This is a genomic window from Pradoshia sp. TA40_28 (genome assembly GCF_059694525.1).
The window spans coordinates 1-25,363 of record NZ_JCATZO010000004.1 but is presented as its reverse complement, the minus strand read 5'-3'; the positions used below and the strand labels follow the sequence as shown (position 1 = coordinate 25,363).

At 39.5% G+C, this 25,363-nt stretch carries 26 protein-coding genes, 1 pseudogene and 2 other annotated features; of the genes and pseudogenes, 23 read left to right on the top strand and 4 right to left on the bottom strand.

Annotation, left to right across the window (positions count from 1 at the left end; translation table 11 throughout):
* Positions 1 to 11: 11 nt before the first annotated feature.
* The 10 genes from odhB (at position 12) to AC58NB_RS06070 (ending at position 10,423) form a co-directional block, all read left to right on the top strand.
* Entirely contained in the window at positions 12 to 1,265 is a 1,254-nt protein-coding gene (gene odhB / locus AC58NB_RS06115; protein ID WP_497425944.1) for a 2-oxoglutarate dehydrogenase complex dihydrolipoyllysine-residue succinyltransferase, read from the top strand.
* A 362-nt stretch (positions 1,266 to 1,627) separates the two neighbouring features.
* Positions 1,628 to 1,888 (top strand) — a binding site (T-box leader).
* A 42-nt stretch (positions 1,889 to 1,930) separates the two neighbouring features.
* Positions 1,931 to 2,164 (top strand) — a binding site (T-box leader).
* A 51-nt stretch (positions 2,165 to 2,215) separates the two neighbouring features.
* The gene (locus tag AC58NB_RS06110; protein ID WP_497425943.1) at positions 2,216 to 3,610 is read left to right on the top strand and encodes an anthranilate synthase component I family protein; all 1,395 of its coding nucleotides are present in this window, start codon (positions 2,216 to 2,218) and stop codon (positions 3,608 to 3,610) included.
* Positions 3,591 to 4,181, top strand: a complete 591-nt coding sequence (locus AC58NB_RS06105) for an anthranilate synthase component II (RefSeq protein WP_497425942.1) — start codon at positions 3,591 to 3,593, stop codon at positions 4,179 to 4,181. The genes AC58NB_RS06110 and AC58NB_RS06105 overlap by 20 nt, the downstream gene beginning before the upstream one ends.
* Positions 4,174 to 5,211 (top strand): anthranilate phosphoribosyltransferase, encoded by a 1,038-nt coding sequence (gene trpD, locus AC58NB_RS06100; RefSeq protein WP_497425941.1) that lies wholly within the window; start codon positions 4,174 to 4,176, stop codon positions 5,209 to 5,211. Before AC58NB_RS06105 ends, trpD begins: the two co-directional genes overlap by 8 nt.
* Positions 5,196 to 5,987: an indole-3-glycerol phosphate synthase TrpC gene (trpC, locus tag AC58NB_RS06095; protein ID WP_497425940.1), complete on the top strand. Its 792-nt coding sequence runs from the start codon at positions 5,196 to 5,198 to the stop codon at positions 5,985 to 5,987. Before trpD ends, trpC begins: the two co-directional genes overlap by 16 nt.
* On the top strand, positions 5,984 to 6,601 hold the full coding sequence (locus AC58NB_RS06090) for a phosphoribosylanthranilate isomerase (protein ID WP_497425939.1): 618 nt from the start codon (positions 5,984 to 5,986) through the stop codon (positions 6,599 to 6,601). Before trpC ends, AC58NB_RS06090 begins: the two co-directional genes overlap by 4 nt.
* Positions 6,598 to 7,809 carry a tryptophan synthase subunit beta gene (gene trpB / locus AC58NB_RS06085; protein ID WP_497425938.1) on the top strand — a complete coding sequence of 404 codons (1,212 nt, stop codon included), beginning with the start codon at positions 6,598 to 6,600 and terminating at the stop codon, positions 7,807 to 7,809. The genes AC58NB_RS06090 and trpB overlap by 4 nt, the downstream gene beginning before the upstream one ends.
* Positions 7,799 to 8,602 carry a tryptophan synthase subunit alpha gene (gene trpA, locus AC58NB_RS06080; RefSeq protein ID WP_497425937.1) on the top strand — a complete coding sequence of 268 codons (804 nt, stop codon included), beginning with the start codon at positions 7,799 to 7,801 and terminating at the stop codon, positions 8,600 to 8,602. The genes trpB and trpA overlap by 11 nt, the downstream gene beginning before the upstream one ends.
* Before the next feature lie 124 nt (positions 8,603 to 8,726).
* Complete coding sequence (locus AC58NB_RS06075) at positions 8,727 to 9,212, top strand: DinB family protein (RefSeq protein WP_497425936.1); 486 nt, start codon at positions 8,727 to 8,729, stop codon at positions 9,210 to 9,212.
* Between the two features lie 413 nt (positions 9,213 to 9,625).
* On the top strand, positions 9,626 to 10,423 hold the full coding sequence (locus AC58NB_RS06070; protein ID WP_497425935.1) for a phosphotransferase: 798 nt from the start codon (positions 9,626 to 9,628) through the stop codon (positions 10,421 to 10,423).
* 118 nt (positions 10,424 to 10,541) lie between these two features.
* Here the strand turns inward: AC58NB_RS06070 and AC58NB_RS06065 are convergent, their stop codons facing one another.
* Positions 10,542 to 10,838 carry a hypothetical protein gene (locus tag AC58NB_RS06065; protein ID WP_497425934.1) on the bottom strand — a complete coding sequence of 99 codons (297 nt, stop codon included), beginning with the start codon at positions 10,836 to 10,838 and terminating at the stop codon, positions 10,542 to 10,544.
* Positions 10,839 to 10,929: 91 nt separating this feature from the next.
* On the opposite strand from AC58NB_RS06065, the gene AC58NB_RS06060 reads away from it, so the two are divergent.
* The 3 genes from AC58NB_RS06060 (at position 10,930) to trhA (ending at position 14,424) form a co-directional block, all read left to right on the top strand.
* Positions 10,930 to 11,754, top strand: coding sequence for a 5'-nucleotidase, lipoprotein e(P4) family (locus AC58NB_RS06060; protein WP_497425933.1), 825 nt, complete (start codon positions 10,930 to 10,932; stop codon positions 11,752 to 11,754).
* A 500-nt stretch (positions 11,755 to 12,254) separates the two neighbouring features.
* Positions 12,255 to 13,712, top strand: a complete 1,458-nt coding sequence (locus AC58NB_RS06055) for an NAD(P)H-hydrate dehydratase (protein WP_497425932.1) — start codon at positions 12,255 to 12,257, stop codon at positions 13,710 to 13,712.
* A gap of 67 nt (positions 13,713 to 13,779) precedes the next feature.
* Complete coding sequence (gene trhA, locus AC58NB_RS06050) at positions 13,780 to 14,424, top strand: PAQR family membrane homeostasis protein TrhA (protein WP_497425931.1); 645 nt, start codon at positions 13,780 to 13,782, stop codon at positions 14,422 to 14,424.
* 59 nt (positions 14,425 to 14,483) lie between these two features.
* On the opposite strand, the gene AC58NB_RS06045 is transcribed toward trhA, so the two are convergent.
* Complete coding sequence (locus AC58NB_RS06045) at positions 14,484 to 15,188, bottom strand: type 1 glutamine amidotransferase domain-containing protein (protein WP_497425930.1); 705 nt, start codon at positions 15,186 to 15,188, stop codon at positions 14,484 to 14,486.
* A 181-nt stretch (positions 15,189 to 15,369) separates the two neighbouring features.
* On the opposite strand from AC58NB_RS06045, the gene AC58NB_RS06040 reads away from it, so the two are divergent.
* From AC58NB_RS06040 to AC58NB_RS06000, 9 genes are all read left to right on the top strand, one after another.
* Positions 15,370 to 15,582 (top strand): hypothetical protein, encoded by a 213-nt coding sequence (locus tag AC58NB_RS06040; RefSeq protein WP_497425929.1) that lies wholly within the window; start codon positions 15,370 to 15,372, stop codon positions 15,580 to 15,582.
* A gap of 53 nt (positions 15,583 to 15,635) precedes the next feature.
* Positions 15,636 to 15,764 (top strand): hypothetical protein, encoded by a 129-nt coding sequence (locus AC58NB_RS06035; protein WP_497425928.1) that lies wholly within the window; start codon positions 15,636 to 15,638, stop codon positions 15,762 to 15,764.
* A gap of 39 nt (positions 15,765 to 15,803) precedes the next feature.
* A complete protein-coding gene (locus AC58NB_RS06030; RefSeq protein ID WP_497425927.1) occupies positions 15,804 to 16,085 on the top strand; it encodes an MBL fold metallo-hydrolase in 282 nt (93 codons plus the stop codon).
* A 451-nt stretch (positions 16,086 to 16,536) separates the two neighbouring features.
* On the top strand, positions 16,537 to 17,832 hold the full coding sequence (locus AC58NB_RS06025; RefSeq protein WP_497425926.1) for an ABC transporter substrate-binding protein: 1,296 nt from the start codon (positions 16,537 to 16,539) through the stop codon (positions 17,830 to 17,832).
* 92 nt (positions 17,833 to 17,924) lie between these two features.
* Positions 17,925 to 18,884 (top strand): carbohydrate ABC transporter permease, encoded by a 960-nt coding sequence (locus AC58NB_RS06020; RefSeq protein ID WP_497425925.1) that lies wholly within the window; start codon positions 17,925 to 17,927, stop codon positions 18,882 to 18,884.
* The gene (locus tag AC58NB_RS06015; protein WP_497425924.1) at positions 18,881 to 19,723 is read left to right on the top strand and encodes a carbohydrate ABC transporter permease; all 843 of its coding nucleotides are present in this window, start codon (positions 18,881 to 18,883) and stop codon (positions 19,721 to 19,723) included. The genes AC58NB_RS06020 and AC58NB_RS06015 overlap by 4 nt, the downstream gene beginning before the upstream one ends.
* An 88-nt stretch (positions 19,724 to 19,811) precedes the next feature.
* Complete coding sequence (locus tag AC58NB_RS06010) at positions 19,812 to 20,816, top strand: LacI family DNA-binding transcriptional regulator (RefSeq protein WP_497425923.1); 1,005 nt, start codon at positions 19,812 to 19,814, stop codon at positions 20,814 to 20,816.
* Positions 20,817 to 20,921: 105 nt separating this feature from the next.
* Entirely contained in the window at positions 20,922 to 21,833 is a 912-nt protein-coding gene (locus AC58NB_RS06005; RefSeq protein ID WP_497425922.1) for an ROK family protein, read from the top strand.
* Positions 21,834 to 21,914: 81 nt separating this feature from the next.
* Complete coding sequence (locus tag AC58NB_RS06000) at positions 21,915 to 23,342, top strand: glycoside hydrolase family 1 protein (RefSeq protein ID WP_497425921.1); 1,428 nt, start codon at positions 21,915 to 21,917, stop codon at positions 23,340 to 23,342.
* A 73-nt stretch (positions 23,343 to 23,415) separates the two neighbouring features.
* Here the strand turns inward: AC58NB_RS06000 and AC58NB_RS05995 are convergent.
* Both AC58NB_RS05995 and AC58NB_RS05990 read right to left on the bottom strand, forming a co-directional pair.
* Positions 23,416 to 23,735 (bottom strand): annotated as a pseudogene (locus tag AC58NB_RS05995) (aldo/keto reductase); the annotation flags it as partial.
* Between the two features lie 8 nt (positions 23,736 to 23,743).
* Entirely contained in the window at positions 23,744 to 24,454 is a 711-nt protein-coding gene (locus AC58NB_RS05990; RefSeq protein ID WP_497425920.1) for a GntR family transcriptional regulator, read from the bottom strand.
* 183 nt (positions 24,455 to 24,637) lie between these two features.
* Between AC58NB_RS05990 and AC58NB_RS05985 the strand changes: the two genes are divergently transcribed.
* Positions 24,638 to 25,363: PTS transporter subunit EIIC (locus AC58NB_RS05985; protein WP_497425919.1), on the top strand; the 726-nt coding region annotated here is incomplete at its 3' end.

Genomic DNA, 25,363 nt, shown 5'->3' with positions numbered 1-25,363 from the left:
GAAATAGAGAGATGGCAGAAGTAAAAGTACCAGAATTAGCGGAATCTATTACAGAGGGAACGATTGCTCAGTGGCTTAAACAACCGGGTGATACGGTTGAAAAAGGGGAATACATTGTTGAACTTGAAACAGATAAAGTCAATGTTGAAATTATCTCTGACTATGAAGGAGTTTTGTCTGAGCAATTAAAAGAAGAAGGCGATATTGTTCTTGTCGGTGAAGCAATTGCCGTTGTAGACGCTGACGGCGCGCCTGCAAGTAGTAAAGAGCAGGAGCCTGCAGCAAAAGAGCAAGAGAAAGAAGAACCAAAAGAAGCAGCGCCAGCTCCTGAACTAAAAGAAGAGAAAAAAGGAAATAAACCAGTAGCTTCTCCATCTGCCCGTAAACTAGCAAGAGAAAAAGGGATTGATTTAAATGAAATCCCAACAGTGGACCCTCTTGGTAGAGTACGTAAGCAAGATGTTGAATCCTATAATGGACAAGCACAACCTAGTGTGCCAGCGCCTAAGCCTCCAAAACCTGAACCAAAAAAAGCTGTACCTGCCCCGGCTCAAGTATCTGGTAAACCGGAAGAGCGTGTGAAAATGTCTCGTAGACGTCAAACGATTGCGAAACGTTTAGTTGAAGTGCAGCATAATACAGCGATGCTGACTACCTTTAACGAAGTAGACATGACGAATATCATGAACTTGCGTAATAAACGTAAGGATGCATTCCAAAAAGAGAATGATGTGAAATTAGGATTTATGTCCTTCTTCACAAAAGCAGTTGTAGGTTCTCTTAAGAAATATCCACTTTTAAACGCTGAGATCCAAGGCGAAGAGCTGCTTATCAAAAAATACTATGATATTGGTGTAGCGGTATCTGCTCCTGAAGGACTGGTTGTTCCAGTGGTAAGAGATGCAGACCGTATGAATTTTGCTGAAATTGAAAGAGAAATAGGCAGTTTGGCGAAAAAAGCACGTGATAATAAATTGGCCCTATCAGATTTACAAGGCGGAACCTTTACGATCACAAACGGCGGTGTTTTCGGTTCCCTAATGTCTACGCCTATCTTAAATGGTACACAAGTAGGGATCCTTGGCATGCATGGGATTAAAAAACGCCCGATTGCTGTTGAGGATGATAAAATCGAAGTTCGCCCAATGATGTATATCGCATTATCTTACGATCACCGTATTGTCGACGGAGCAGAAGCAGTTAGCTTCCTTGCCAATGTGAAAAAATTAATCGAAGATCCGGAATCTTTATTGCTTGAGGGATGATTTTTTTTAAAACTCGATATGATAAATTAATAATTAATATAAGATCCAAATGATTTGTTGTGAAAAGAGTGTCTAATCATACTGATTTGGCACTCTTTTTTTGTACATACATAGTAGTTTGGCCATCATTTAAATACCATGAAGTCAAGTAATAGAGGGATTTTGGGTTAATTTGATATAGCAGAGAATCTCTTAGTAGCCTGAAGGATAAATTAATAATTAATCAAAATATGTGTTTCAAAAAAATCAAAATAATAATGCAATGTAATACTCTAAATTAATATCCATCTTTTTACCTGAATTTAACTGAATAGGTTGACAATTCAGAATGATTAAATTAGTATTAACAACAACTTAAACATAATAATGCGTTGATGAAGAGTAGTAACATTTGAAAAAGTTTTAGAGAGCCGATGGGTGGTGGGAATCGGTACAATTTCATTTGTGAATGGACTTCGGAGTTGCCAGGCAGAACGCGTATGGATCAGTATGCTTTGGCCGATTTAGCCGATCGTTATAATAGGCTGACAGTTAGTTGTTGATGACAACAGCTGTTTTGAAGTGGATTGCTTGTTTCATCCAGCAATCAATGAAGGTGGTACCGCGGGTCTCTCGTCCTTTTTTATAGGGAAGTTAGGCCCTTTTTGTATGGGAAAAAGTAAATACGTAAAACGTTAAGAAAGAGGAGTAGCATAAAAGGACAGCACTACAGAGAGCCGGAGTTGGTGAGAACCGGTATGCAGACTTTATGTGAATGGGCTTTCGAGTGATTCCCTGAATGTTAGTAGGGGAATACGGGATTCCACCGTTAAAAGGATAGGATATTAAATGATGATTTAATTCGTCTACGTATCCGAAGAGACCCAACGGGGGTGGCACCACGATCATACGTCCTCCATAAGCAATTTGTTTGCTTATGGGGGATTTTTTTATTTTCAGGGGGGATAAACATGAGAAAACCGACCATAATCAGGGTGCACCTGAGCAGTGAAGAACAGAATAAGCTCAAGTTTATTAGTGAAATCAATGATCCATATAAGTCTGTGCTTGAATTTCCATCTCCAAGTGATAGCAGAACTAGAATTATAGCCTTTAATCGATATGCAGAAATAAAGATGGAGTTGGCTGGAACTATCTTTATGCAAGGTGATCAGATAGAAAAGAAAGTGAACAATCCGCATGAGTTTATAAAAGCTTCACTTCATATAGATGCTTCTCTTTATCCCGATCTTCCATTTAAAGGAGGAGCCATTGGATTTGCAGGCTATTCGTATAATTTTCTCTTTGAAAATATAGAGCCACCGGAAATGAATCCAGTTGGTATTCCGGATCTACACTTTCTCTATCATACCGATTATTTTGTTTACAGTGGGAACGATTTATCAGAATGCAGCCATCTGCATGTGGATTACGAAAGTGACCAATCAAGGGAGGAATTGATTGAAAGGATGCAAGGCTTTCGAGAAAAACTAGCCATTTCCAGTAAGGCAGCTGAAAATCGAAAGTATGTGATTCATGGAATTAAAAGCAATACGAATAAGGAAAAGTTTATGGTGTCAGTAGAATCATTAAAATCAAGAATCAAAAATGGAGATATATTTCAGGCTGTTTTATCACAGCGTTGGACCGGAGCGTTTACGGGAGAGTCGGAAGATTATTTCCGTAAGTTAAAGAAAGATCATCCTGAAACATTCCATTTTCATATTGATTTTGGATCCTATCAATTAGTGGGCTGTTCTCCCGAACGATTGATTGCAATTAATGAGGGTGTCATTTATTCCAATCCAATCGCAGGTACTAGGCCAAGAGGGGAAAACCTTCAAGAAGACGAAGAACAAGTAGCCAGCTTACTAGATGATGAGAAAGAGAAGGCAGAACATATCATGCTGGTTGACCTGGCCAGAAATGATTTAGGAAAAATTTGCGAACCGCAAAGTATACGTATTAAACGATTTATGGAGATTGAGAGATTTAAACATGTCATCCATCTTGTCTCAGAAATGACAGGTGTATTAAAGGAAGAGGTTCACCCGATGGATGCCATTAAAGCCTGTCTTCCGGCAGGAACCGTTTCAGGTGCCCCTAAAATACGAGCGATGGAATTAATTTCAGAGGCTGAGCAGGAAAGAAGAGGAGCATATGGCGGAGGAGTTGGCTTTCTCTCTTATGGTGGGGAATTGGATATGACATTGGCAATCAGGATGGCTGTAATCAAGGACCAATATATTCATTTTCAGGCAGGTGCCGGCATTGTCTATGATTCCATTCCGGAAAATGAATGGAATGAAACGCTTCATAAAGCAGGGTTTAAGGAGGTTGGAAGCCATGATTTTACTTATCGATAATTTTGATTCCTTTACGTATAACCTGTATCAGCTTTTATTGGAATTGGGTGAAGAGGTCCTAGTTAAACGAAATAATTCCCTTACGCTTCAGGAAGTAAAAGAATTATCACCGACTTCCATTATCTTGTCACCTGGGCCAGGACGACCGGAAGAGAGTGGCATATGTCAGGAGCTAATTGAAAATCTAAGCACCCAAATTCCAATCTTAGGCGTATGTCTTGGCCATCAGACTATTGGTCAGGTATTTGGTGCTACAGTAAGCAGAGCGGTAATAATCAAACACGGTAAATCCTCAAACATCATCCATACAGGAGATGAGATTTTTAAGGATACACCACAAGGGTTCCTAGCCATGAGATATCATTCCTTAATTATAAAAAGAGAGACCCTTCCAAACGAGTTTAAGATTATTGCAGTGTCAGAGGATGATCAGGAGATTATGGCCATTCGTCATAAAGAATATCCCTTATATGGCGTACAATTTCATCCTGAATCAATAGGAACACCTTATGGAAGAACGATACTAACTAATTTTCTCAGCACTGTGAAGGAGGCTGTCTTGCATGAATGAGTTTCTTTTCAAATTAAGTAAAGGTAAGAGTTTATCAGAGGATGAGATGAAGGATGCGGCAAATCAAATATTAAGTCCAACTGTTTCTGAAGCGGAACTGGCTGCGTTTTTGATGGCCATTGGAATGAAGGGATACGGGAGTCAGGAATTGTATATTATCGCAGACATCATTCGGAAGGAGTCAACGCACCAACTCGGGGATCTTCCTGGTGCGATGGATAATTGCGGAACGGGCGGAGACCGGAGCAATAGTTTTAATATCAGTACAGCCTCGGCATTTGTCTTGGCCAGTGCAGGAATCAAGATGGCAAAGCACGGAAATAAAAATATGACGAGTCAATCCGGCAGTATGGATGTTTTAAAAGCACTGGGCATTAATACGATTAATCAACTGGAAGAAGCGAGAGAAATTCTTCATCAATCTAATTTAGTCTTTTTGAATGCCGGCCATATCCATCCCAAATTAAAAAGAATTGCTGCTGTCAGAAAGCAACTGGGAATCCCTACGATTTTTAATGCAATCGGTCCCTTAACCAATCCTGTTCAATTAACCTATCAAATGGTTGGTGTGTATGATGAAAAGCTATTAAGGGTGTATGGGGAGGTGCTTTTGAAGGCTGGGAGAAAGAGGGCCGCTATCATCCACGGAGCAGGAAATATGGATGAAGCTTCGTTAGCTGGTGAAAACAAACTATACTTCGTTCAAAATGGAAAAATATCAGAAGAAACTCTTCATCCTCATGATGTTGGATTAGATCTATCGGATAATAGCCATTTAGCGGGTGGTAGACCAATCGACAATGCCAAAAAAATGATTGAGATTTTCCAGGGCGATCAGAATTCATGCCGTGATGCTGTCATATTGAATGCTGGTATTGGATTGTTTGTAGCAGAAAAGGTACATACAATCAGAGACGGTGTAACGTATGCGGCTGATTTAATCGATTCAGGTGCTGTTTATAAGAAACTACAAGAAATTAAAGGACAGATTTATACGAAAGGAGCCGAGGGTGTATGCCAACCTATTTAACAAATATAGTGGAACAGAAGAGAAAAGAACTAAATAGTTTAAAAGCAATTGAAATAGAGGATCACGCTCCATACAAACAGGTTAGAGGTTCATTTGTAGATCGAGTCAGGAGTCAATCGACACTTGGTGTGATTGCCGAATTTAAACGGTCGTCTCCCTCAAAAGGAGTCATTCAAGCTCTGGCCAATCCGATAGAAATAGCTAATAAATATGTAGAAGGCGGCGCCGACGGGATTTCGGTTTTGACGGATAAAGAATACTTTAACGGTAGTTTTGAAGATTTGCAGATAGTAAGCAGTCAAACTAAACTGCCAGTCTTATGTAAGGATTTTATAATGGAAGAATCTCAGATTAATCGGGCCTTTTTATCTGGTGCAAGTTTGATTCTGCTGATTGTGCGAATCCTCCCGCCACTAAAATTAAAAGCTCTGCATGAGTATGCCATCCATTTAGGCCTGGAAGTATTACTTGAAGTACATGATGAAGACGATTTGGAGGCAGCTCTTTCTCTTCAGCCAACACTTATTGGAATAAATAATCGAAATCTTCAATCATTTAAAACGGATTTAGCTGTTACGGAGCGTTTAATCTACTTAATTGATGATCCATCCATCATCGTTGTTAGTGAAAGTAGCATCAGGAATCTGGAAGATTGTTTGCGTGTAGCCGGTGCAGGGGTGGATGCGATTCTGATTGGAGAAACCTTAATGAAAAAGCAAAATCCCGCTCCCTTTATTAAAGAGATTAAACAAATCGAAAGAAGGACCAGGCGTTGAAGGTGAAAATCTGTGGGATTCAAAAAATCGAGAATGCACGGGCAGCCGAAAAAGCAGGTGCGGATGCACTAGGGTTTATGTTTGCTGATAGTAAGCGAAGGATTACTCCTGAGCTCGCAAAACAGATAATCTCTAAATTAGGAAAGAAAAGCTGGAAGGTTGGAGTCTTTGTCAATGAAGAGGTTGAAAAGGTAATGAAAATAGCACAGTATTGCGAGTTGTCAGCGATTCAACTTCATGGAGAAGAACAACCTGCAGATTATTTGGAGGTTGGCTTGCCGATTATTAAATCTCTAGGGATTGAATCCTATCAAGCAGATTTAGAATTTAGACAAGTACAGCATGCTGATTATATTTTATTGGATGCAGCCGCACAGGGATATAGGGGAGGAAACGGCGTGCCATTTGATTGGGAAAAGGCGAGAGGTATGGGACGTAAATATCCCAATATCATTCTTGCTGGTGGCCTGAATCCTGAAAATGTAGGTACTGCGATTGAAGTTGTGTGTCCGTATATGGTCGATGTCAGCAGTGGAGTGGAGATGGATGGAAGAAAAAATACGAGGAGAATCGTTGAATTTATAAAAAAGGCAAAAGAGGGGGCAATCAAATGATTAAGATAAAAGAAAATCCAGATGCAACAGGACGATATGGGGAATATGGGGGTCGGTTTGTACCGGAAACATTAATGCCTGCGTTGTATGAATTAGAAGAAGCCTATAAAACAATTGCTCAGAATGATGCATTTATCGCTGAATATAGATCTCTGTTAAAGCATTATGTAGGAAGAGAGACTCCCTTATACTTTGCGAAGAACTTGACTGGATATTTTGGGGGTGCCCAGATTTACCTGAAACGCGAGGATTTGAACCATACGGGCGCACACAAAATTAATAATACACTTGGTCAGGCCTTACTTGCCAAAGCAATGGGCAAAAGAAGAATTGTTGCGGAAACAGGTGCCGGCCAGCATGGAGTCGCGACTGCAACCGTTTGTGCTTTACTAGGTTTAGAACCAGTGATCTTTATGGGGGAAAAAGATGTAAAGAGACAAATGCCGAATGTACTCAAAATGGAATTGCTAGGTGCAAAGGTGGTACCTGTGTTGCAGGGAAGTCGCTCGTTAAAGGATGCCGTAAATGAGGCTTTGCGTTATTGGGTCAGTCACATTGAGGATACTCATTATTTATTAGGTTCCGTTATGGGTCCTCATCCTTTCCCACAAATTGTACGAGATTTCCAACGTGTAATCGGCCAGGAAACAAGGGAGCAATTCCTGGAGTTACATGATCAATTACCGGATCAAATTATTGCCTGCATTGGAGGCGGCAGTAATTCAATGGGGATGTTTTACGATTTCTTAGAGGATCGTCAAGTCTCGTTGATTGGTGTAGAAGCGGCTGGCAAAGGATTGAATACGAAAGAGCACGCAGCTTCCCTTTCAAAAGGAGAGAAGGGGATTTTACATGGCGCCCTTATGTATATGTTACAGGATGAAGCGGGGCAGGTGGAGGAAGCCCACTCCATATCAGCTGGACTCGATTATCCGGGAGTCGGGCCGGAACACTGCTTTTTGAAGGATGAGGGAAGAGTGGAGTATACATCTATTCGAGATGACGAAGCATTTGAAGCATTTAAGCTTTTAACAAGAAAGGAAGGAATTATTCCTGCACTGGAAAGCGCACATGCGATAGCGGAAGCGGCCAAAAGGGCACCTAAAATGGAAAAGAACCAGTCGATTGTGATTTGTTTATCGGGAAGAGGAGATAAGGATATGAGTACGGTCATGAACATAATTGGAGGTGGAGAGCATGCCGAATAAGCTGGTGGAATACCTTTCTGATGCTAAAAAGCGTGGAGAAAAAGGGTTTATTCCTTATATTATGGGTGGTGACGGTGGACTTCATCAGCTCGTTTCAACCATTCAATATTTTGAGAAGTTGGAAGCATCCGCTATTGAAATTGGGGTTCCATTTTCTGACCCAGTGGCTGATGGTCCAAGCATTCAAGAGGCGGGAATACGTGCCCTGAAACAAGGGGTCACCCTTCCGGATATATTGGATGAGTTGATCCATACGGGAGAAAACATTGCGATACCAATGATTGTTATGACGTATGCCAATCCTGTACTAAGGATGGGAATCGAACAGTTTGCTGTCAAGTGCAGTGAAGCAAGTATTAGTGCCTGTATAATTCCGGATGTACCCCTTGAAGAAGAGCGGATGTTTAAAGAAGCGCTCAGTAAGTACGGAATTGTGTTGATCAGACTCGTACCATTAACTGCCGATCCAACACGAATGGAAGAACTTTGTGATGGAGCTGAAGGTTTTATTTATGCCGTAACCGTAAATGGAACGACAGGTGAAAAGACTCAGTTAAATGAAAATGCCTTTAAAGAACAAATTCAACATCTCACGTACTATGCAGATTGTCCGATTTATGCCGGATTCGGGATTTCCAGTGCTAAGATGGCTAACCAATTATATGACTATTGCGATGGAATTATTGTGGGAAGTAAGGTCGTGACTTCTCTCTATCAAGGGACCCATCAGGTATTAGAATCATTTATCGGAGAGCTGAACAGAAATAAGGAGAAACAAACAACCAGCCAATAATTTGTAGAAATGATGATTGATCAGTGTTATCCTGTTTACCTTCTGTTTTTTTCCAGAAAAGATAGGGTATAAGGATAGAAGTCCATTATTTTTTGAGGGAAATAGATTATTTGGAGGGGTAAATATGGAGACAGCTGGTATGCAAAAACAATTTGAAATGACTAGAAGCAAGCTACAGGAAATCATGGAAGGTTTATCTGAAGCGGAAGCTGATTTTCAACCAGAAGGTTTTAATAATACGATTCGCTGGCAATTAGGGCATTTACTGGTCAGTGCAGAATCATTCTTATTTGATTATCCTGGCAGCCAATCACCGCTATCGAAGTTATATGCAGAATTTTTTAGCCGTGGGACTGCTCCAAAGTATTGGCAAAGAAGCGCGCCTTCTCTGGATGATATAAAATCAAATTATCTTTCACAAGAAAAGAGAATTAAAGACCTTCCGCAAGAATACTGGGGAGAAGAGATAACAGGTCCTTTTACAAAGTTTAATCTTAAAACGAAAAGCGAACTGTTCCATATGTTACTGAACCATGAGGCAATGCACCTAGGGCAGATTCAATCGTTGAAAAAATTAGTTAAACAGAATAAAACGACTAATCAATATTAATGTAGGCGGTTTGATACCTGCTTAGATACGAAAGATATTAGGAATTCAGAAGGGGTCTTGATGGCCCTATATTCTGAATTTCTTTTTTGTATTTGCAAGGACCTCTGGAGAGTAATGTTGAATTTCTATAGGAGAGGAAGCACTAGGACAGCGTTTTAACGATAATAATTTCTCACAAACATTTAACCTACCTCCATCTATATGGTGAAATTTGGTAAGCGGCGCATTAGATGAAGGAAGAGGGAATCTATTTTATCTAAATGTAATCGTTGGATGCTTTATTATTGTTAAGAATCACTTGAGCCGAAACCATTCAAGGGATTTAATGAGGGGGTATATGTAAGTTCCATATACCAGGGCGAAAATACATCTTTATTTTCATAACTAAAGCTCCCTAAAATGGAGGAATTTAAATGGAAAATGAGTACGAAAGTGAAGAAGTGTTGGAAGGTGGAAATGTCTCAAACGTCTATCGGATTGGTGATACGGTGCGACGAGATTTAAAGGCAGAGGGGACTAACATTCATAAGCTTTTAAAGCATTTGGAGAACAAAGGGTTTACTAGTGCGCCAACATTTTTAGGTGTTGATGAAAAAGGAAGAGAGATTCTGTCATTTATCGAAGGAGAAGCTGGTCATTATCCATTAAAAGAGTATATGTGGTCTAATGATATCTTAAAAGACATAGCGCTTATGCTTCGGCTCTATCATGATGCTGTAAGTGACTTTCCCTTAGCAGATGAATGGAAACCGATGGATCAGACTCCAGACAAAATGGAGGTTATCTGTCATAACGATTTTGCCATATATAATATCATTTTTAATCACAAAAAGCCGGTCGGTATCATTGATTTCGATATGGCTGCTCCAGGGCCAAGAATTTGGGATATCGCCTATACACTTTATACATGTGCTCCTTTAAGTAGGCATTATCAAACGGAAACAGGTGAGGCGGTTTATTATAAGTCTTCAGCAGATGCCGACCGAATTAAACAACGAGTGGAACTATTTTTTGAATCGTATGGGAGGGTGGACTTGAAAGAAGGATTTATTGAGATGGTCCTACTACGCTTACAAGCTTTACGGCAAACTATGATTCAAAAAGCTCGTGAAGGTAATCTTGCTTTTCGGCAGATGATTGATCGAGGAGAGCTGGACCATTATCAAAAAGATATCGACTTTATTCGTAAACACGGGAAAGAGTGGATCTAAGATAGTAATGAAGAAAGTGAAAGCGTTAAGCCTAGTAGGTTTAGCGTTATTTTTGCTGGGTTATTCAGTTTTTTTATTATAAAATCTAAGTGTTTCTGTAATTCTTAAAGTAATCCATTCAGTTGCTTAGAATTGGTGGTAATAATAGCAGGATACCTGCACTGATCATAAGGGTTTTTGTTATTGTTTTCGGAAGTCTTTTCATCCCTTTATCCTTATACCACCCACTAAATTGCAACTTATTTCTGTATAGAACGAGAATTAAAATAAGAATGGCGATATAGCCTAACCAGAAATACTTAGAGTCCGTACCAATTGATGTATAAATCGAATCTAGAAAGAATCCACCCAGTGCTCCTAGAAGCAAGAATATAACAGGAATTCTTATAAGTTCTAATAAAACTCTCACAGCCATTTTTAATACCACTCCTCTCATAAATAAATCCTTTATCAAATATTACCATATATAACCAAGTGAAGACGGATTTGTTTTACGATAATTTTTCATGAAAGTATATACCATTGGAGAAACTGTTCGAGAGGTGATTGGAATGAAAAGGAATACGATAAGAAATGCATTTATGGCTATCGGTCTATTTTTTGTTTTGGCAAATCCGTCGAACAGTGTTGAAGCAAGCATGCAGCAGGATGAAAATGTTACATCGATCCTTTGGTATCAACAGTCAGCGGAAGCCGATGCATTATACAGGCAAGGGTATGAACTGGCTAAACTAAGACTTGATCAAGCACTACAACATAAGACGGATAAGGATAAAGCCATTATTTTGGACATTGATGAGACCGTATTAAATAATAGTCCTTTTTTAGCTCAAATAGTCCAAAAGAACATTTCCTTTAATGAAGGATGGGATGAGTGGGTGTCTCAAGCAAATGCCAAGCCGTTACCCGGGGCTTTGGAATTCCTTCAATATGCAGATATGAAAGGAATCAAAATCTTTTATGTGACAAACAGAAAAAAACACTTATATGAGGCTACCGAAAAGAACTTGAAGAAGGCTGGTTTTCCGCAAATAGATAATGGGCATCTTATTTTACTGACAGACGAAGTGAGTAAAGAATCAAGACGGCAAACTATCGAAAAAAACCACGACGTTATTCTACTCCTTGGAGATAATTTAATTGATTTCTCCAAGGAATTCGACTCCCTGGATGCAGAGGAACGAAAAAGACAAGTTGAGTTAATGAAGAATAGAATAGGAAATAAGTTTATTGTCTTTCCGAATCCGATGTATGGAAACTGGGAGAAAGCATTAAATAAAGGAAGAATACCAGGTATTGATCGGAAAACATTACTAGATACAGATGGTTAAAGGGAGGTCGGCGCCGATTGCGGAGCCGGCTTTTTCGATACTACAGCTATTGCCCGCCTATAGCTAGTCAATAGGCGTGTGAAAGGTAGGTTAAAGCCGCTTTCCCCGGGCTATGACCCGCCTATGCCCTGGCTATACCGGGTCAAAGGCGTGTGAAAGGCAGGTCAAAGTCACTATTGTCGGGCTATGACCCGCCTATGCCCTGGCTATACCGGGACAAAGGCGGGTGAAAGGCAGGTAAAAGTCACTATTGTCGGGCTATGAGGCGGCTATGCCCCGGCTAGTCCGGGTCAAGGGCGTGTGAAAGGCAGGTCAAAGTCACTTTCCCCAGGCTATGAAGTAACTATGTCCCGGCTATCGCGTACCTTTGACACATCTATGGTATAGCTATCCCACACCTATCCCTGCTCCAAGCAACAGGATAAATGATATCGCTTAAATTGCTAGATGTTATTGTTGTATACTAGAAGGAGAAGTAAAAAGAAAAGAGGTGGCTTTGGATGAATATTTATTTTTCGAATGAAATTAGGAAAATCGATCGTAAAGCAGAAGCGGATGGGCTTTCCATCTTTACTTTGATGGAAAATTCCGGACAGGCTTTGTTTAGAGAGGTATCGAACCTGATTGATAAGGAAGACGAAATTGGTATATTAGCCGGGCAAGGAAATAATGGCGGCGATGCGATTGTTCTTGCGAGATTATTGTTAAATAATGGGTATAAGGCAAGGCTAATTTTCCCGTTTGGACTGCCAAAGTCTGAAGTCGCACAAAAGCATTTTTCTTATTTTGTTACTTGTGGGTATCCATACACGCAACCGATTGAAAATGAATATGATGTTCTGATCGATGGGCTATTTGGTATTGGTTTCAAACCGACATTTTCTGATGAAGCAAATCGAGTGCTTGCTTATTGGAACCAATCATCAGCCATGAAGATAGCAATTGATATTCCATCCGGTGTTGAAGCAGATCGAGGTACGGTTGTGACAGCATTTAAGGCGGATTACACTTTATGTTTACACGGCGTTAAACCTTCAGCATTTTTAGTCCCATCGAGTAACTATTACGGTACAGTTAAATCACTTGATATTGGGTTGATTCAGCAGTCGGGCTGGAGAGTATGGACGGAGAATGATGTCAAAACAACATGGCCGGCTTTACCGAATAATCCGCACAAGGGATCGTTTGGAACTGGGTTATTAATTGCTGGGAGCGAAGAGATGCCTGGTTGTGCAATTTTGGCTGGACTCGGTGCTATGCGTTCCGGGATCGGGAAACTGACGATTGCAACCGATCAACGTGTATCGAACATTATTTGTCAGCGGCTTCCTGAAGCAACTTATTGGTATCAACCACTTCAAAAATTGAAAGAGAATAAACAACTATCAAGTATGAAAGCAGTAGCAATAGGACCGGGCTTAGATCATGATGATCAGTTGGAGGATAAAATTCAGTTTTTGTTGGAGCAGTCTGATCTCCCTCTCATTTTAGACGCGGCAGCTCTTCAAAAAAGAGAGTATCCAAAGGGGCGGCTAGCACCTATTATTCTGACCCCTCATCCTGGCGAGATGGCACGAATAACAGGCTTATCAGTTAAGTGGATCAATGAAAATCGCTTCTCGGCAGCGCGTGACTATGCGATTGAGCATGGGGTGATTGTTGTTTTAAAAGGGGCAAATACGGTGATTGCCTTTCCTGATGGAACGGGCTATATCAATCAAACGGGTAATCGTGGGCTTTCAAAAGGAGGTTCTGGTGATACATTGCTCGGTATTATTTTAGGGTTAATCTGCCAGGGTAGGGAATCATCCTATTCTTCAGCAGTAGCGAATGCTGTTTATCTACACGGAAAAGCGTCAGAATATTGGGCAAATGATCGTGAGCCGAGCGCGATGCTGGCAACCGACATTATGCAGGTTTGGCCTTATCTGTTAAAAGAATTAAATCTAAAAAAATAGTTAGAGAGGTATTAAGTTAGCAAAAAAGCGGGAATAGACAAATAACAACATAGAAAGGAGCCTTATAATGAATCGAGTCTATACGTACACTAAGGAGGAAGAAATTGTAAATGCAGTTACGCATGGCATAGGAGCAGCTTTATCCTTTGCAGCACTCATTTTAATGATTGTATTTACAGTAACCAATGGAGCAGAAGGTAGACTATGGGTTGTTCTAATTTATGGGATATCAATGGTGATGCTTTATACATTTTCGACTCTTACACATGCATTTCCTGAAGGAAAAGCCAAAATAGTTATGGAATTTTTTGATCATACTTCCATCTATTTATTTATTGCAGGGACGTATACTCCATATGCAGTCATTGCAATTGGAGGTAAAACAGGATATACATTATTGGCAATCATTTGGACTTTAGCTATAGGTGGGATTATTTTTAAGGCTTTTTGTCTGAGGAAATTTGTCATTCTCTCTACCATGATTTATATCGTAATGGGTTGGTTGATTATTGTAGCTTGGGAGCCTTTGAAAATAGCAGTTCCTACAACGGGATTAATGATGCTCGTGTATGGCGGTTTATTATACACATTAGGTAGCATTTTTTATGTATGGAGAGGGTTTCCTTATCACCATGCAATTTGGCATCTAATGGTATTGGTTGCTTCAATTCTTCATTTTTTATCTATCTTTTTGTATGTTTTGCCGATGTAAGTCATAAAAAATGTCGATTCAATACTCCAACAAAGGTTTGGAGTTTGAATCGACATTTTTTAATAGGCTCTCCGATTTTGTAAGAAGCGTAACGTAGTCTCGCCTACTGCACGTGCACTTTGTGGATTTTGTCCCGTGATTACTCGCTCATCTTCTACCACATGTGATGTAAATGGAACAGCAGATTTTGTGAATTTTTCAGCTTTAGCAGATAACTGATCCTGTAGTTTAAACGGTATTTTACTTGTTGCAAATAGGATCATTTCTTCCATATTTGTATAACCGGTTACTGTTTTACCTTCCAAGAGATGAGTCCCATCTGATAACTCAACATTTAATAAAGCAGCAGGTCCGTGGCAAACAGCCGAAACGACACCGCCCTTTTCATAAATCTCAGCAGTCAGTTTTTGAATGCTTGACTGATTAGGGAAGTCCCACATGGTTCCATGCCCGCCGGCAAAATAGATGCAGCTATATTCATCAGCCTTAATCTCATCAATCGAAGTGGTTTTATCCAATCTACTAATAAAGTAAGGGTCCAGATAATATTCCTTTGTTCTGTTATCCAACAAGACAGGGAGAAGGCTTTTCGGATCAAGAGGTACTTTACCACCCTTTGTAGAGACAATATCAACCTCATATCCTGCTAATTTCAAACAATCATAAAAATGTACAAGTTCACTTAACCATAAACCTGTTTTATCTTTTTCGTTTTTCATATATCCATGGCTTGTAACAACCGCCAATACTTTCTTTTTGACCATCATAATTCCTCCCATCTGTAAAGTGTAATTTTAACATAAATTGACTCGATTATCCTATTGTTATGGTGTTGTAAAATGAAGGAAGAAGTAGGTAGAGTCTATTAATCAGGCTTATAAGAATCTAAGTAACGTGGTTCGTCTCTAATGTTAAAGGATTCCTAAAAGGGAGGTGCGTCGAGGATTGGTAATGATGATGCGAAATGAGGATAGATTAGGAATGTTAGAATTGGAAATGAAGCTTAGTGGACGCTCTATGATGATTCACCCTGTTATCGTATATGATGAGGAAAATTGGACGTTAATTGATACGGGTATACCCGGCATGGCAGAAGACATACTCTCGTATGTCGAGCAAGCCACTTCGGGCTATCTTACTGATGCTTCAGGATATTGACCATAATGGAGGTTTTCCGGGATTCTTAGCTGAAACGGGAGAGGCATCGTTTGATGTCTATGCTCATGAAGACGATTGATGGAAAAGTTGGTCTTTTAAAGTTCCCGCTCGAGAATTTAACTGCCGAGTTAGCAATTTTACTGGATGAGGTACGTACATCGTTCGAAAATGTTTTTATTTGATCGTCCAAGCCTCATCTGAAGTAACTATTGACGGACGGAATGAGACTTCCAATAGGAGGGGGTCTGACAGTCATTCATAAGCCAGGGCATACACCACTGTATCATCACACAAGCAAGATGTTGATTGCGAGTGATGCTTTAGTAATCGACAACGGTGAGCTACTATCTTCCTCCTTGTATTCTACAGTAAACATGGAGCAGGCTTTACAATCACTGGAGAAGTTTACACCATTTGATATCGAGACCGTTGTCTGTTATCACGGCGGACTAATGCGTGGAGAAATTAATCAGAAAATCAAAGCATTAATTGCTCGAAATTAATCTATTTCTTGGTCTTGGTTTTGCATAACTAGATGATAAGAGAAATAAAGTTTCATAATTCTTTCGGTGATGAAGGCAGCGCTAGGAATAACATCCTAGCGCTTTTTTTATTTATTTCCGAGTATAATCACGTACTTTCTTGGTATGAGGAATTTAGAAGAATAGTTTACGAAAGCGATTTCCAAATATGCAGATAAAATTTCCAATAAGTGGTTGATTTTTTAGAATATTGGAATTATAATCACTATTGAAAGCGGTTTCATTATTAATTATTTACATAACACTTGAACTTATTAGGAAACCGGTTTCTATGTAGTAGAGCTATTATCATATTTTTAGAGAACAGCATGGTAAAGGAGGTAGGAAAGGATAAGAATTACTCGAAATTTATTTTGTAGCCTTAAACCATTTGGTGAACGTTTGACAAAACAATAATAGGGGGGTATCACAATTGAAAAGCTTGAAAAAATTGGCTGTGATTGGATTATCTACGGCCCTGGTATTTTCGTTAGCTGCATGTAAAGACAATGAAAAGGCATCTTCTAACGATGGTAAAAGTGGAGAAAAAGTCACCCTGGATTTCTGGACATTTGGTGCTACGAATTATGAAGAATTGGCGAAAGAATATGAGAAAGAAAACCCGAATGTCACAGTTAAAGTAAGAGCTGCAGAAACCGCGGAACACCATGATGCGTTATTTACAGCACTATCTGCTGGAAGTGGAGCGCCTGATATTACCATGTTGGAAATTGATCAACTTGACCGTTTTAAAGGAGCGCAGGATCGTTTTGAAAACTTATACGATCATGGTGCAAAAGATATTCAGGATCAGTACTTGGATTGGAAATGGAAAACAGGTGAGGACGATAGTGGTGATTTCTTGATTGGTCTGCCAACAGATATTGGACCGAAAGCGCTATACTATCGTGCAGATTTATTTGAAGCTGCTGGTCTGCCAACAGAACCGGAAGAAGTAACAGCATTAATCAATTCACCAAAAGCTTTTGAAGAAGCTGGAGTTAAAGTGAAAGAAAAAACAGGCAAGGTATTTATCGATAGTATCGAAATGGCATTCAGAGCTTACTTAGATGGAGCTGAGACTACATTCCTTAACTCTAAAGGGGAGTTACTGATAGAAGAAGAAGGGAACGCTGTTAAAGAGGCCTATGATTATGCTGTGAAACTGAATGAAATGGGTATAGTGGGTAAATTTGAAATGTGGTCACCAGAGTGGGCAAATGCTGTGAACAAAGGTGAATTTGCTGCTGAATTAGGGGCTGGCTGGTTAAAAGGTTGGATGGAGGGGAATGCGCAAGAAGCTTCCGGTAAATGGAGAGTTGCGACACTTCCAACTGAATTTGCGGCAAACTGGGGCGGTTCTTTTATCTCCATACCAAGCGAAACAAAAAATGCGAAAGAAGCCTATAAATTTACTTCATGGTTAGTTTCTCCAGATAATCAACTAAAATCCTTCCAAGACAAGGGACTTTTCCCTTCTGCACAAGCTGTATATGAAATGGATACTTTCAAAACAAATAAAGATGAATTCTTTGGCGGACAATCAACCGCACCGGTATTTGCACAAGCTGCACAAGATATTAATGGGACTGTTTATAAAGGCGAAAAATACTTCCCAATCTATTCAGAAGTATTAAATAGCTTAAAGAATGTTCAAAGTAAAGGAACGGATCCTGAAAAAGAATGGAAAGCTGCTGTTAAACGATCCAAGGGCTTATTAGATCGCTAATTTTAAGTAGATTACCAGATAAGGTGGGGATTGGCGTGACTCTTAAAAGGGAATGCGCCACTCCCATCTTTGATAGGAAAAGAGGTGTAAATATGGATCCAGTGAAAGCGAATACCGGTACGAATAAAATCAAGATGAAAAAGAAGCGCTTTAGGTCAGAGGCAAAAAAAGATATGTATTCTGCTTATTTATACATCGCTCCTTTCTTTATCATTTTTGCGATTATTGGTTTGTATCCTATGATTTTCAGTATTTATTTAGCGTTTCAAAAATGGAACGGTCTCAGTCCTATGGTCTCAGTGGGATTGGATAATTTTCAGATTGTCTTAACAGATCCTCTGTTTTGGAAAGCTGTTTATAACACGCTTGTCATGGGGATCATGGGTACTGCTCCGCAAATTGTGTTCGGAATTATTTTTGCTTATTTTTTGAACATGGCCTTTCTAAGATTTAGAAACTTCTTCAGAATCACCATTTTTATGCCTTATATAACATCCATGGTGGCGGTGGCCCTGATTTTCAGTGTGCTGTTTAGTAACCATGAATCCTCATTAGCCAATTATGTTTTAAGTTTAGCAGGTCTTGATCCTATCAGTTGGGCAAGTTCAGAATGGGGAACGAAAATTGCGATTTCAATTATGGTTTTCTGGCGATGGGTCGGATATAACACAATCATTTACCTCGCGGGAATTCAGAGCATTCCAAATGATTTGTATGAAGCCGCGACAATAGATGGGGCAAATAAATTCCAACAATTTCGCTATATTACCGTTCCTATGTTAAAACCATTTATTATACTGACAGTCTTTACTTCCACCGTTGGAGCATTGCAGCTGTTTTCCGAGCCAACGATCTTTTTGGGAACGGGTGCTTTCACAAGGGATGAAGCAATGACAATTGTTATGTACTTATATCGTGATGCGTTCAAGTTACAATCCTTTGGTACCGCATCTGCAACAGCCATCATTTTATTAGTACTGATCTCAGCAATTGCCGCAATTAATGTGTACTTAACATCAGGTGCCGGAAGAAAAAGGAGGGATGTACAATGAAAAAACAAGAAAAGGTAAGGAAATTTACCATAAGTAAACTACTAGTCTATGGTTTATTGACGATTACCTCCTTATTATCCTTGTTCCCGTTTTATTGGATGTTTGTTATGGCCACTAGACCCAGTTCGGCCTTTAACTCGATTCCTCCTACCCTTACACCTGGGAATTTATTAGTGGAAAATTTTAAAAAGGTTTTAAATCAGATTGATTTCTTCGGTTCAATGTGGAATTCATTTGTTATTTGTGCCATTGTGACAATCGTTGTATTATTCATTAGTTCATTGGCCGGATTTGCCTTTGCAAAATTTAATTTCCGCGGAAAAAATGTATTCTTTATCGCCATACTGATAACGATGATTATTCCACCGCAATTGGGTTTGATCCCACAGTACTTCTTAATATCGAATGCAGGTTTGCTTGATACCTTGCCAGGAGTTATGGTGCTGTTTTTTTTAAATCCTTTAGGAATATTCCTCATGCGGCAATATATAAGTAAATCGGTTCCAGATGAGCTTATTGAAGCGGCGAAATTGGATGGTTGTTCGAATTTCAGAATTTATCGCAGTATCGTCGTACCGATTACTCTTCCTGCCTTTGCGACATTGGGTATTATTGTTTTTACGGCAGTATGGGGTGAGTTCTTATGGCAGTTTACTGTGTTAAGGGATCCAGAAAACTATACCATTCAGGTAGCATTGGCTCAATTAAGCAATACACATAATGTGGACTTTGGAATGATTATGTCAGGAGTATTTTGGGCAACAGTTCCTCTGTTACTAGTATTCTTATTCTTTAATAAATTATTTATCTCAAGTATCACAGAAGGCTCTGTGAAATAAGCAGTCAAACCGGATTATAGGTAGCTATTGAAACTACTAGTATTCTAAATGGGAAACACTAGATGACTCGGATTTAGAAGGGATTAACATGAATTTAACCATTAAAGATATAGCACAAATGGCCAATGTTTCTCAGGGGACCGTTTCAAAGGTCCTTAATAATTACGAGGGAATAAGTGAAAAAACGAAGAAAAAGGTTATGGATATCATTAACCAAAATGGTTACGAGCCCAATTTTTCCGCTAGATCCCTAGCAACGAAAAAGTCAAATCTGATTGGGTTAATTTATGCAGGAAGAATTAACGTAGATATGACCCATCCTTATTTCAATGAGGTGATCTCTTCCTTCAAAAAAAATATAGGTTTACTAGGATACGATATTTTAATGTTTTCAAACGAAAACTTTCAATCGGATAATGGAAGTTATTTGGCAAGATGCCGTCATTTTAATGTGGATGGCTGTTTAATTATTGCGGGTGAAGAAGTAGAAGAATCCACCTACGCTTTAGCCTTAGACGGTCTACCTTGTATTGGAATCGATATTGAATTAAAAGGACCTAAAGCGTGTTACATCATGACGGATAATTTAGGGCTGTCGAGAAAAGTAGTGGAGTACTTCTATCTTCATGCCATTAAAAAAATCGGTTTTATTGGCGGCAAATTTGATTCGCCTGTTTCGATCTTTCGCAAACAAGGTTTCCTCGAAGCGCTGAATCAATTTGGTCTGGAGATTCGTGAGGACTGGATTCAATATGGAGATTTTCATGAAGAGAGCGGGTATGTGGCAATGAAGCAAATACTTCAATCTAAAACCTTACCTGAGGCTATTTTTGCGACATCAGATATGATGGCACTTGGAGCATTGCAAGCGATTAAAGATGCAGGCTTAAACTGTCCAGACGATATCCGGTTAATTGGCTGTGATGATATTGCAGCCTGCCGTTATAGTCATCCAAAATTAACAACGGTGAAACAGGATAAAGAAAAGTTCGGTAAATTATCCGCTTATATGCTAGATGATTTAATTAATGAGAGATCTCAATTAAAACCTGTATTTATTGACTCAGAATTAATTGTTCGGGAATCGTGCTGAAAAATGTCTCTGATCTTGTAAAAAATTTTGGTGAAAAATCCACTGCTAATAAACAGAGGATTTGGACCATTAAATTTAAAAAATTGAGCAGCTGGAGGTTATATGGTGAGTTACTACGTGGTACTTGATGTTGGAGGTTCTGCCATTAAATATGCTCTCATGGATGAAACGGGTTGTTTTATAGAAAAATCCTCCCTTCCGACTCCTAAAAAGAGTCTCGCCAAATTTATGGATACGGTTGATTCAATCGTGAAGGAGTTTAAAAAAAAGTATCAGTTAAAAGGTCTGGCTGTGAGCATGCCGGGTGCCGTGAATGTGGAGACAGGAATGATTGAGGGAATTACAGCCCTTCCTTATATTCATGGGCCCAATATGAAGGACCTTCTTCATGAGCGAACAGAGTTACCGGTTGAATTGGAGAATGACGCAAATTGTGCTGGACTAGCTGAAGGCTGGATTGGTGCAGCAAAGGATGTAAAGGATTATCTATGTTTGGTAATTGGCACGGGCATTGGCGGTGCAGTGGTTCTTGATAAAAAGGTTCGACACGGAAAAAATGGGTTTGCCGGAGAATTCGGATATATGATGATGGAGAACTATCTGGGGACGCAACCAGTAGAAACCTATAGCACGTTGGCAGCGGTAGGTGGATTAATCAAGCAGGTGGCTAAACGAAAAGGCATGGACCCCGATGCTCTTACCGGTAAGCTGATATTTGAGCTTGCTGAAAGTGGAGATACGGAAGTACAGGAGGAAATTGATAAGTTCATGCGGCGGCTTGCTGTCGGCATCTACAATCTACAATTTATCCTTGATCCAGAGAAGATTTTGATTGGCGGTGCCATCAGTAATCGCGAGGGATTTATCAATCAGATTAATGAAACCTTAAACGACATGAAATATGATAACGAAGGATTAACAGTCAAAGTCGAAAGATGTCAGTTTGGAAATGACTCCAATCTAATCGGTGCTTTGTACCATTTTTTACAGCGGCAGAAGGATTCCATTTTGGTTTAAAGCTAGATTACGAGAGTGTCTATGTGACAAGTTGATAAAAGAAATGAAGCAACATTTGACGGAAGGGAGACTAAAACGCTTATGTATAAAACAGTTAAACCATTTCCAAAAGACTTTTTATGGGGAGCCGCTTCCGCTGCCTATCAAATTGAAGGAGCATGGGATATAGACGGGAAAGGGATTAGTAATTGGGACCAGTTTGTACGTATCCCAGGTAAGACCTATAAAGGGACAACAGGAGATGTGGCTGTAGATCACTATCATCGTTATAAGGAAGATGTCCGTTTAATGGCGGAAATGGGGTTAAAGACTTACCGTTTTTCAGTATCGTGGGCGCGTATTTTTCCAAATGGAAGAGGTGAAATCAACGAGCAGGGCCTCGCCTTTTATGATGATTTAATTAATGAGCTGCGTAACTATCAAATTGAGCCGATTCTAACCTTGTACCATTGGGATTTGCCACAGGCACTTCAGGATGAATATGGCGGTTGGGAGTCCCGAAGAATCATTGAGGACTTTACAAATTATAGTGTGGAATGTTTTAAACGCTTTGGAGACCGCGTGAAGTATTGGGTTAGCTTAAATGAACAAAATATTTTTACTAGCCATGGATATGAAAAAGGATCACATCCGCCAGGTGTAAAAGATAAGAAGCTATTCTATCAGGTAAATCATCACGCAAATTTGGCCAATGCCAGTGTCATCAAAGCGTTCCGTCACTATGTACCGGATGGTCAGATTGGTCCAAGCTTTGCTTATGGACCAGCTTACCCGGCTTCTTCAAAGCCAGAAGATATTTTGGCTGCAGAGAATGCTGAGGAGCTCAATAGCCATTGGTGGATGGATATTTATACTTGGGGAAAATATCCGAAGGCAGCATGGAACTACTTAGTGGAAGAAGGCCTTGCGCCAGAAGTGGAAGAGGGAGACTTTGCCTTATTAAGAGAGGGTAAGCCAGACTTTATGGGCTTAAACTATTATCAAAGCACAACTTTTGAAGTCAATCCATTAGACGGTGTGGGCTCCGGTGAAATGAATACAACCGGCATCAAAGGGACATCAAAGGACTCAGGGATTCCAGGGTTATTTAAAACAACGAAGAATCCAAATCTTGAACGGACCAATTGGGATTGGAATATTGATCCGCAAGGGTTAAGAGTTGCGCTTCGCCGAATCACAAACCGATATGATTTGCCGATACTGATAAGTGAAAACGGGCTCGGTGAATTCGATCAGGTAGAAGCGGGGGATCAAATCCATGATGATTATCGGATTGCTTATCTTCGTGCACATGTGGAAGCGATACAAGACGCCATTTCCGATGGTGCCGAAGTGATTGGGTATTGTGTCTGGTCCTTCACGGATCTATTAAGCTGGCTAAACGGTTTCCAAAAACGCTACGGATTCGTCTATGTCAATCAACACGAAGAAGGAACCCATGACCTCCGTCGTATCAAAAAAGATAGTTTCTATTGGTACAAGCAAGTTATTGAATCGAACGGAATTTAAGAAGAGAAAAATGGCAAATTAAACGACGACCCTAGTAAAAACTAGGGTCGTCGTTTTGATGAATGGACACAAATTATTTTAATCCAAAGCCACTTATTGGATGTGGAATATATGGTTCTTCCAAATACGCTATTTCTTCAGGGGTTAATTTAATGGAAAGTGAAGCAACCGAATCCTCGAGATGAGAGATCTTGGTAGCGGCTATAATAGGAGCTGTTACTGGTTTTTTCTGTAATAACCAGGCAAGTGCTATTTGAACATGCGGCACTCCTCGTTTAGCTTTCTGAATCTGATCAGTTTCAGAGCGCAATGTTTTTCTGTCCAATCACGGGTCAGCCTTCCTGAGGCCAATGGGCTGTATGGAGTTACTCCGATTCTTTCTATTCTTATTAGAACCCCTGTTACATTAACTGGCCGTTCGCCTGAATAAAGAAATTGGATTGTTTGTAGTTATAAGTGACCTTTGAAAAATCAAATGGCTGACCATTGGTTAAATGAAAAACACTTTCGATACAAAACTTAGGGTCGCAAGGCTCTAACCCTAAAAGCTCTGCTTCTTCACTGTTTAATTTGTCGGCTTGAAGGAACATATCTGTAAAGCCAATCTTCAGCCCGAGGCCTTCACGAATGTAATCAAATATCGATTCTGTAACAATTTCCTTATTTAAATAGGTAATAATCTCTTTATTAAAATAAGAGTGCTCAATACATAATGTTTCTCCGTTAATGTAGCGAATTCTTTTGACAGAATAGACGTCTTGATCCGGTTCGATATTTAAGTTATCCATGATTTCTTGTGTTGGTTTAATAACCTCTAATTCTATGACCTTTGATGTTAATTGATAATCTTCAAGGTCTTTTTTAAACCCTTGGTTGGAAAGAAGGCTAATATAACCTTTCCTTTTATGACGTCTAACAAAGATACCGCTTCCGCGAACTTGAAAAACGACTCCTTTTTTCTCCAATAGATCTAAAGATTTCGTGATTGTACTCTTACTTACCCCATACTGCGCCATTAATGTTTCTAGGATTGGCAATTTTTCACCTTGCTGAAGGTCATGGGTCTCTATATATTTTTCTATTTCATTTGCTATCTGCTGGTATTTTAACATGACCGCTTCCTCAACTTATCGATATTTTTACCACATTATAACATAACTCTATCAAATAAATTAGGTATAAATAAAAATATTGTATATGTATTGTAAAATTATACCGATACAATTATAATGAAAACGTAAACATTGGGTTTACATACAATTTTTACTATAAATATCAGATTAGGAGGACAGGATATGTCGACTAAAGTGAGAGATTATCCTAAGTTGGCAAAAGACATTTTGGCAGCGGTCGGTGGAGAAGAAAATGTAATTGGAGTAACACGCTGTGCTACGAGATTGCGTTTAGTGTTAAAGAGATCTAACCCAAAAGCAAAAGATACGGTTGCCTCATTACCAGGTGTTATTACCGTGGTAGAAAACAACGGCCAATTTCAGGTTGTCATTGGTCAGCATGTCGGTGATGTTTATGATGAATTTATCCAACTAGTAAACATTGAAACTACTAATGATGAAGATGAGAATAAGGGGACGATTTTAAATCGTATTATTGCCACTATGTCGGCGGTGTTCGCTCCTTTTATATATGTCTTAGCAGCTGCCGGTATTCTGCAGGGTGCTTTAATCATTATTAATCTATTTTTCGAGGATTTTGCTAATACAGGTACATATCAGGTATTAAGCTTTATGTCTTGGGCACCATTTACTTTCCTCCCAATATTTATTGCCATCACGGCATCGAAACATTTTAAGACAAATACATTTATTGCAGTTGCCAGTGTGGCGGCACTTGTCAGTCCGACCTGGGCAGATATGGCTGTACAAATTGCAGAAGGAAAGACGATTACATTTTTAGGTATTGCTTTATCAGAGACAACTTATACATCATCTGTGCTACCGCCATTATTTCTAGTCTGGATTATGTCATACCTTGAAAAATTCTTAAACAAGCGCATGAATGAA

Bases quoted from the DNA above. Each gene is read 5' to 3' on its own strand.
- trpA (WP_497425937.1), top strand. From the start codon at position 7,799: ATGCCGAATAAGCTGGTGGAATACCTTTCTGATGCTAAAAAGCGTGGA.
- trpB (WP_497425938.1), top strand. From the start codon at position 6,598: ATGATTAAGATAAAAGAAAATCCAGATGCAACAGGACGATATGGGGAA.
- AC58NB_RS06070 (WP_497425935.1), top strand. From the start codon at position 9,626: ATGGAAAATGAGTACGAAAGTGAAGAAGTGTTGGAAGGTGGAAATGTC.
- AC58NB_RS06030 (WP_497425927.1), top strand. From the start codon at position 15,804: ATGAGACTTCCAATAGGAGGGGGTCTGACAGTCATTCATAAGCCAGGG.
- trpC (WP_497425940.1), top strand. From the start codon at position 5,196: ATGCCAACCTATTTAACAAATATAGTGGAACAGAAGAGAAAAGAACTA.
- AC58NB_RS06000 (WP_497425921.1), top strand. From the start codon at position 21,915: ATGTATAAAACAGTTAAACCATTTCCAAAAGACTTTTTATGGGGAGCC.
- AC58NB_RS06015 (WP_497425924.1), top strand. From the start codon at position 18,881: ATGAAAAAACAAGAAAAGGTAAGGAAATTTACCATAAGTAAACTACTA.
- AC58NB_RS06060 (WP_497425933.1), top strand. From the start codon at position 10,930: ATGAAAGTATATACCATTGGAGAAACTGTTCGAGAGGTGATTGGAATG.
- AC58NB_RS06065 (WP_497425934.1), bottom strand. From the start codon at position 10,838: ATGGCTGTGAGAGTTTTATTAGAACTTATAAGAATTCCTGTTATATTC.
- trhA (WP_497425931.1), top strand. From the start codon at position 13,780: ATGAATCGAGTCTATACGTACACTAAGGAGGAAGAAATTGTAAATGCA.
- odhB (WP_497425944.1), top strand. From the start codon at position 12: ATGGCAGAAGTAAAAGTACCAGAATTAGCGGAATCTATTACAGAGGGA.
- AC58NB_RS06110 (WP_497425943.1), top strand. From the start codon at position 2,216: ATGAGAAAACCGACCATAATCAGGGTGCACCTGAGCAGTGAAGAACAG.
- trpD (WP_497425941.1), top strand. From the start codon at position 4,174: ATGAATGAGTTTCTTTTCAAATTAAGTAAAGGTAAGAGTTTATCAGAG.
- AC58NB_RS06045 (WP_497425930.1), bottom strand. From the start codon at position 15,188: ATGGTCAAAAAGAAAGTATTGGCGGTTGTTACAAGCCATGGATATATG.
- AC58NB_RS05990 (WP_497425920.1), bottom strand. From the start codon at position 24,454: ATGTTAAAATACCAGCAGATAGCAAATGAAATAGAAAAATATATAGAG.
- AC58NB_RS06105 (WP_497425942.1), top strand. From the start codon at position 3,591: ATGATTTTACTTATCGATAATTTTGATTCCTTTACGTATAACCTGTAT.
- AC58NB_RS06055 (WP_497425932.1), top strand. From the start codon at position 12,255: ATGAATATTTATTTTTCGAATGAAATTAGGAAAATCGATCGTAAAGCA.
- AC58NB_RS06075 (WP_497425936.1), top strand. From the start codon at position 8,727: ATGGAGACAGCTGGTATGCAAAAACAATTTGAAATGACTAGAAGCAAG.
- AC58NB_RS06035 (WP_497425928.1), top strand. From the start codon at position 15,636: ATGTCTATGCTCATGAAGACGATTGATGGAAAAGTTGGTCTTTTAAAG.
- AC58NB_RS06020 (WP_497425925.1), top strand. From the start codon at position 17,925: ATGGATCCAGTGAAAGCGAATACCGGTACGAATAAAATCAAGATGAAA.
- AC58NB_RS06010 (WP_497425923.1), top strand. From the start codon at position 19,812: ATGAATTTAACCATTAAAGATATAGCACAAATGGCCAATGTTTCTCAG.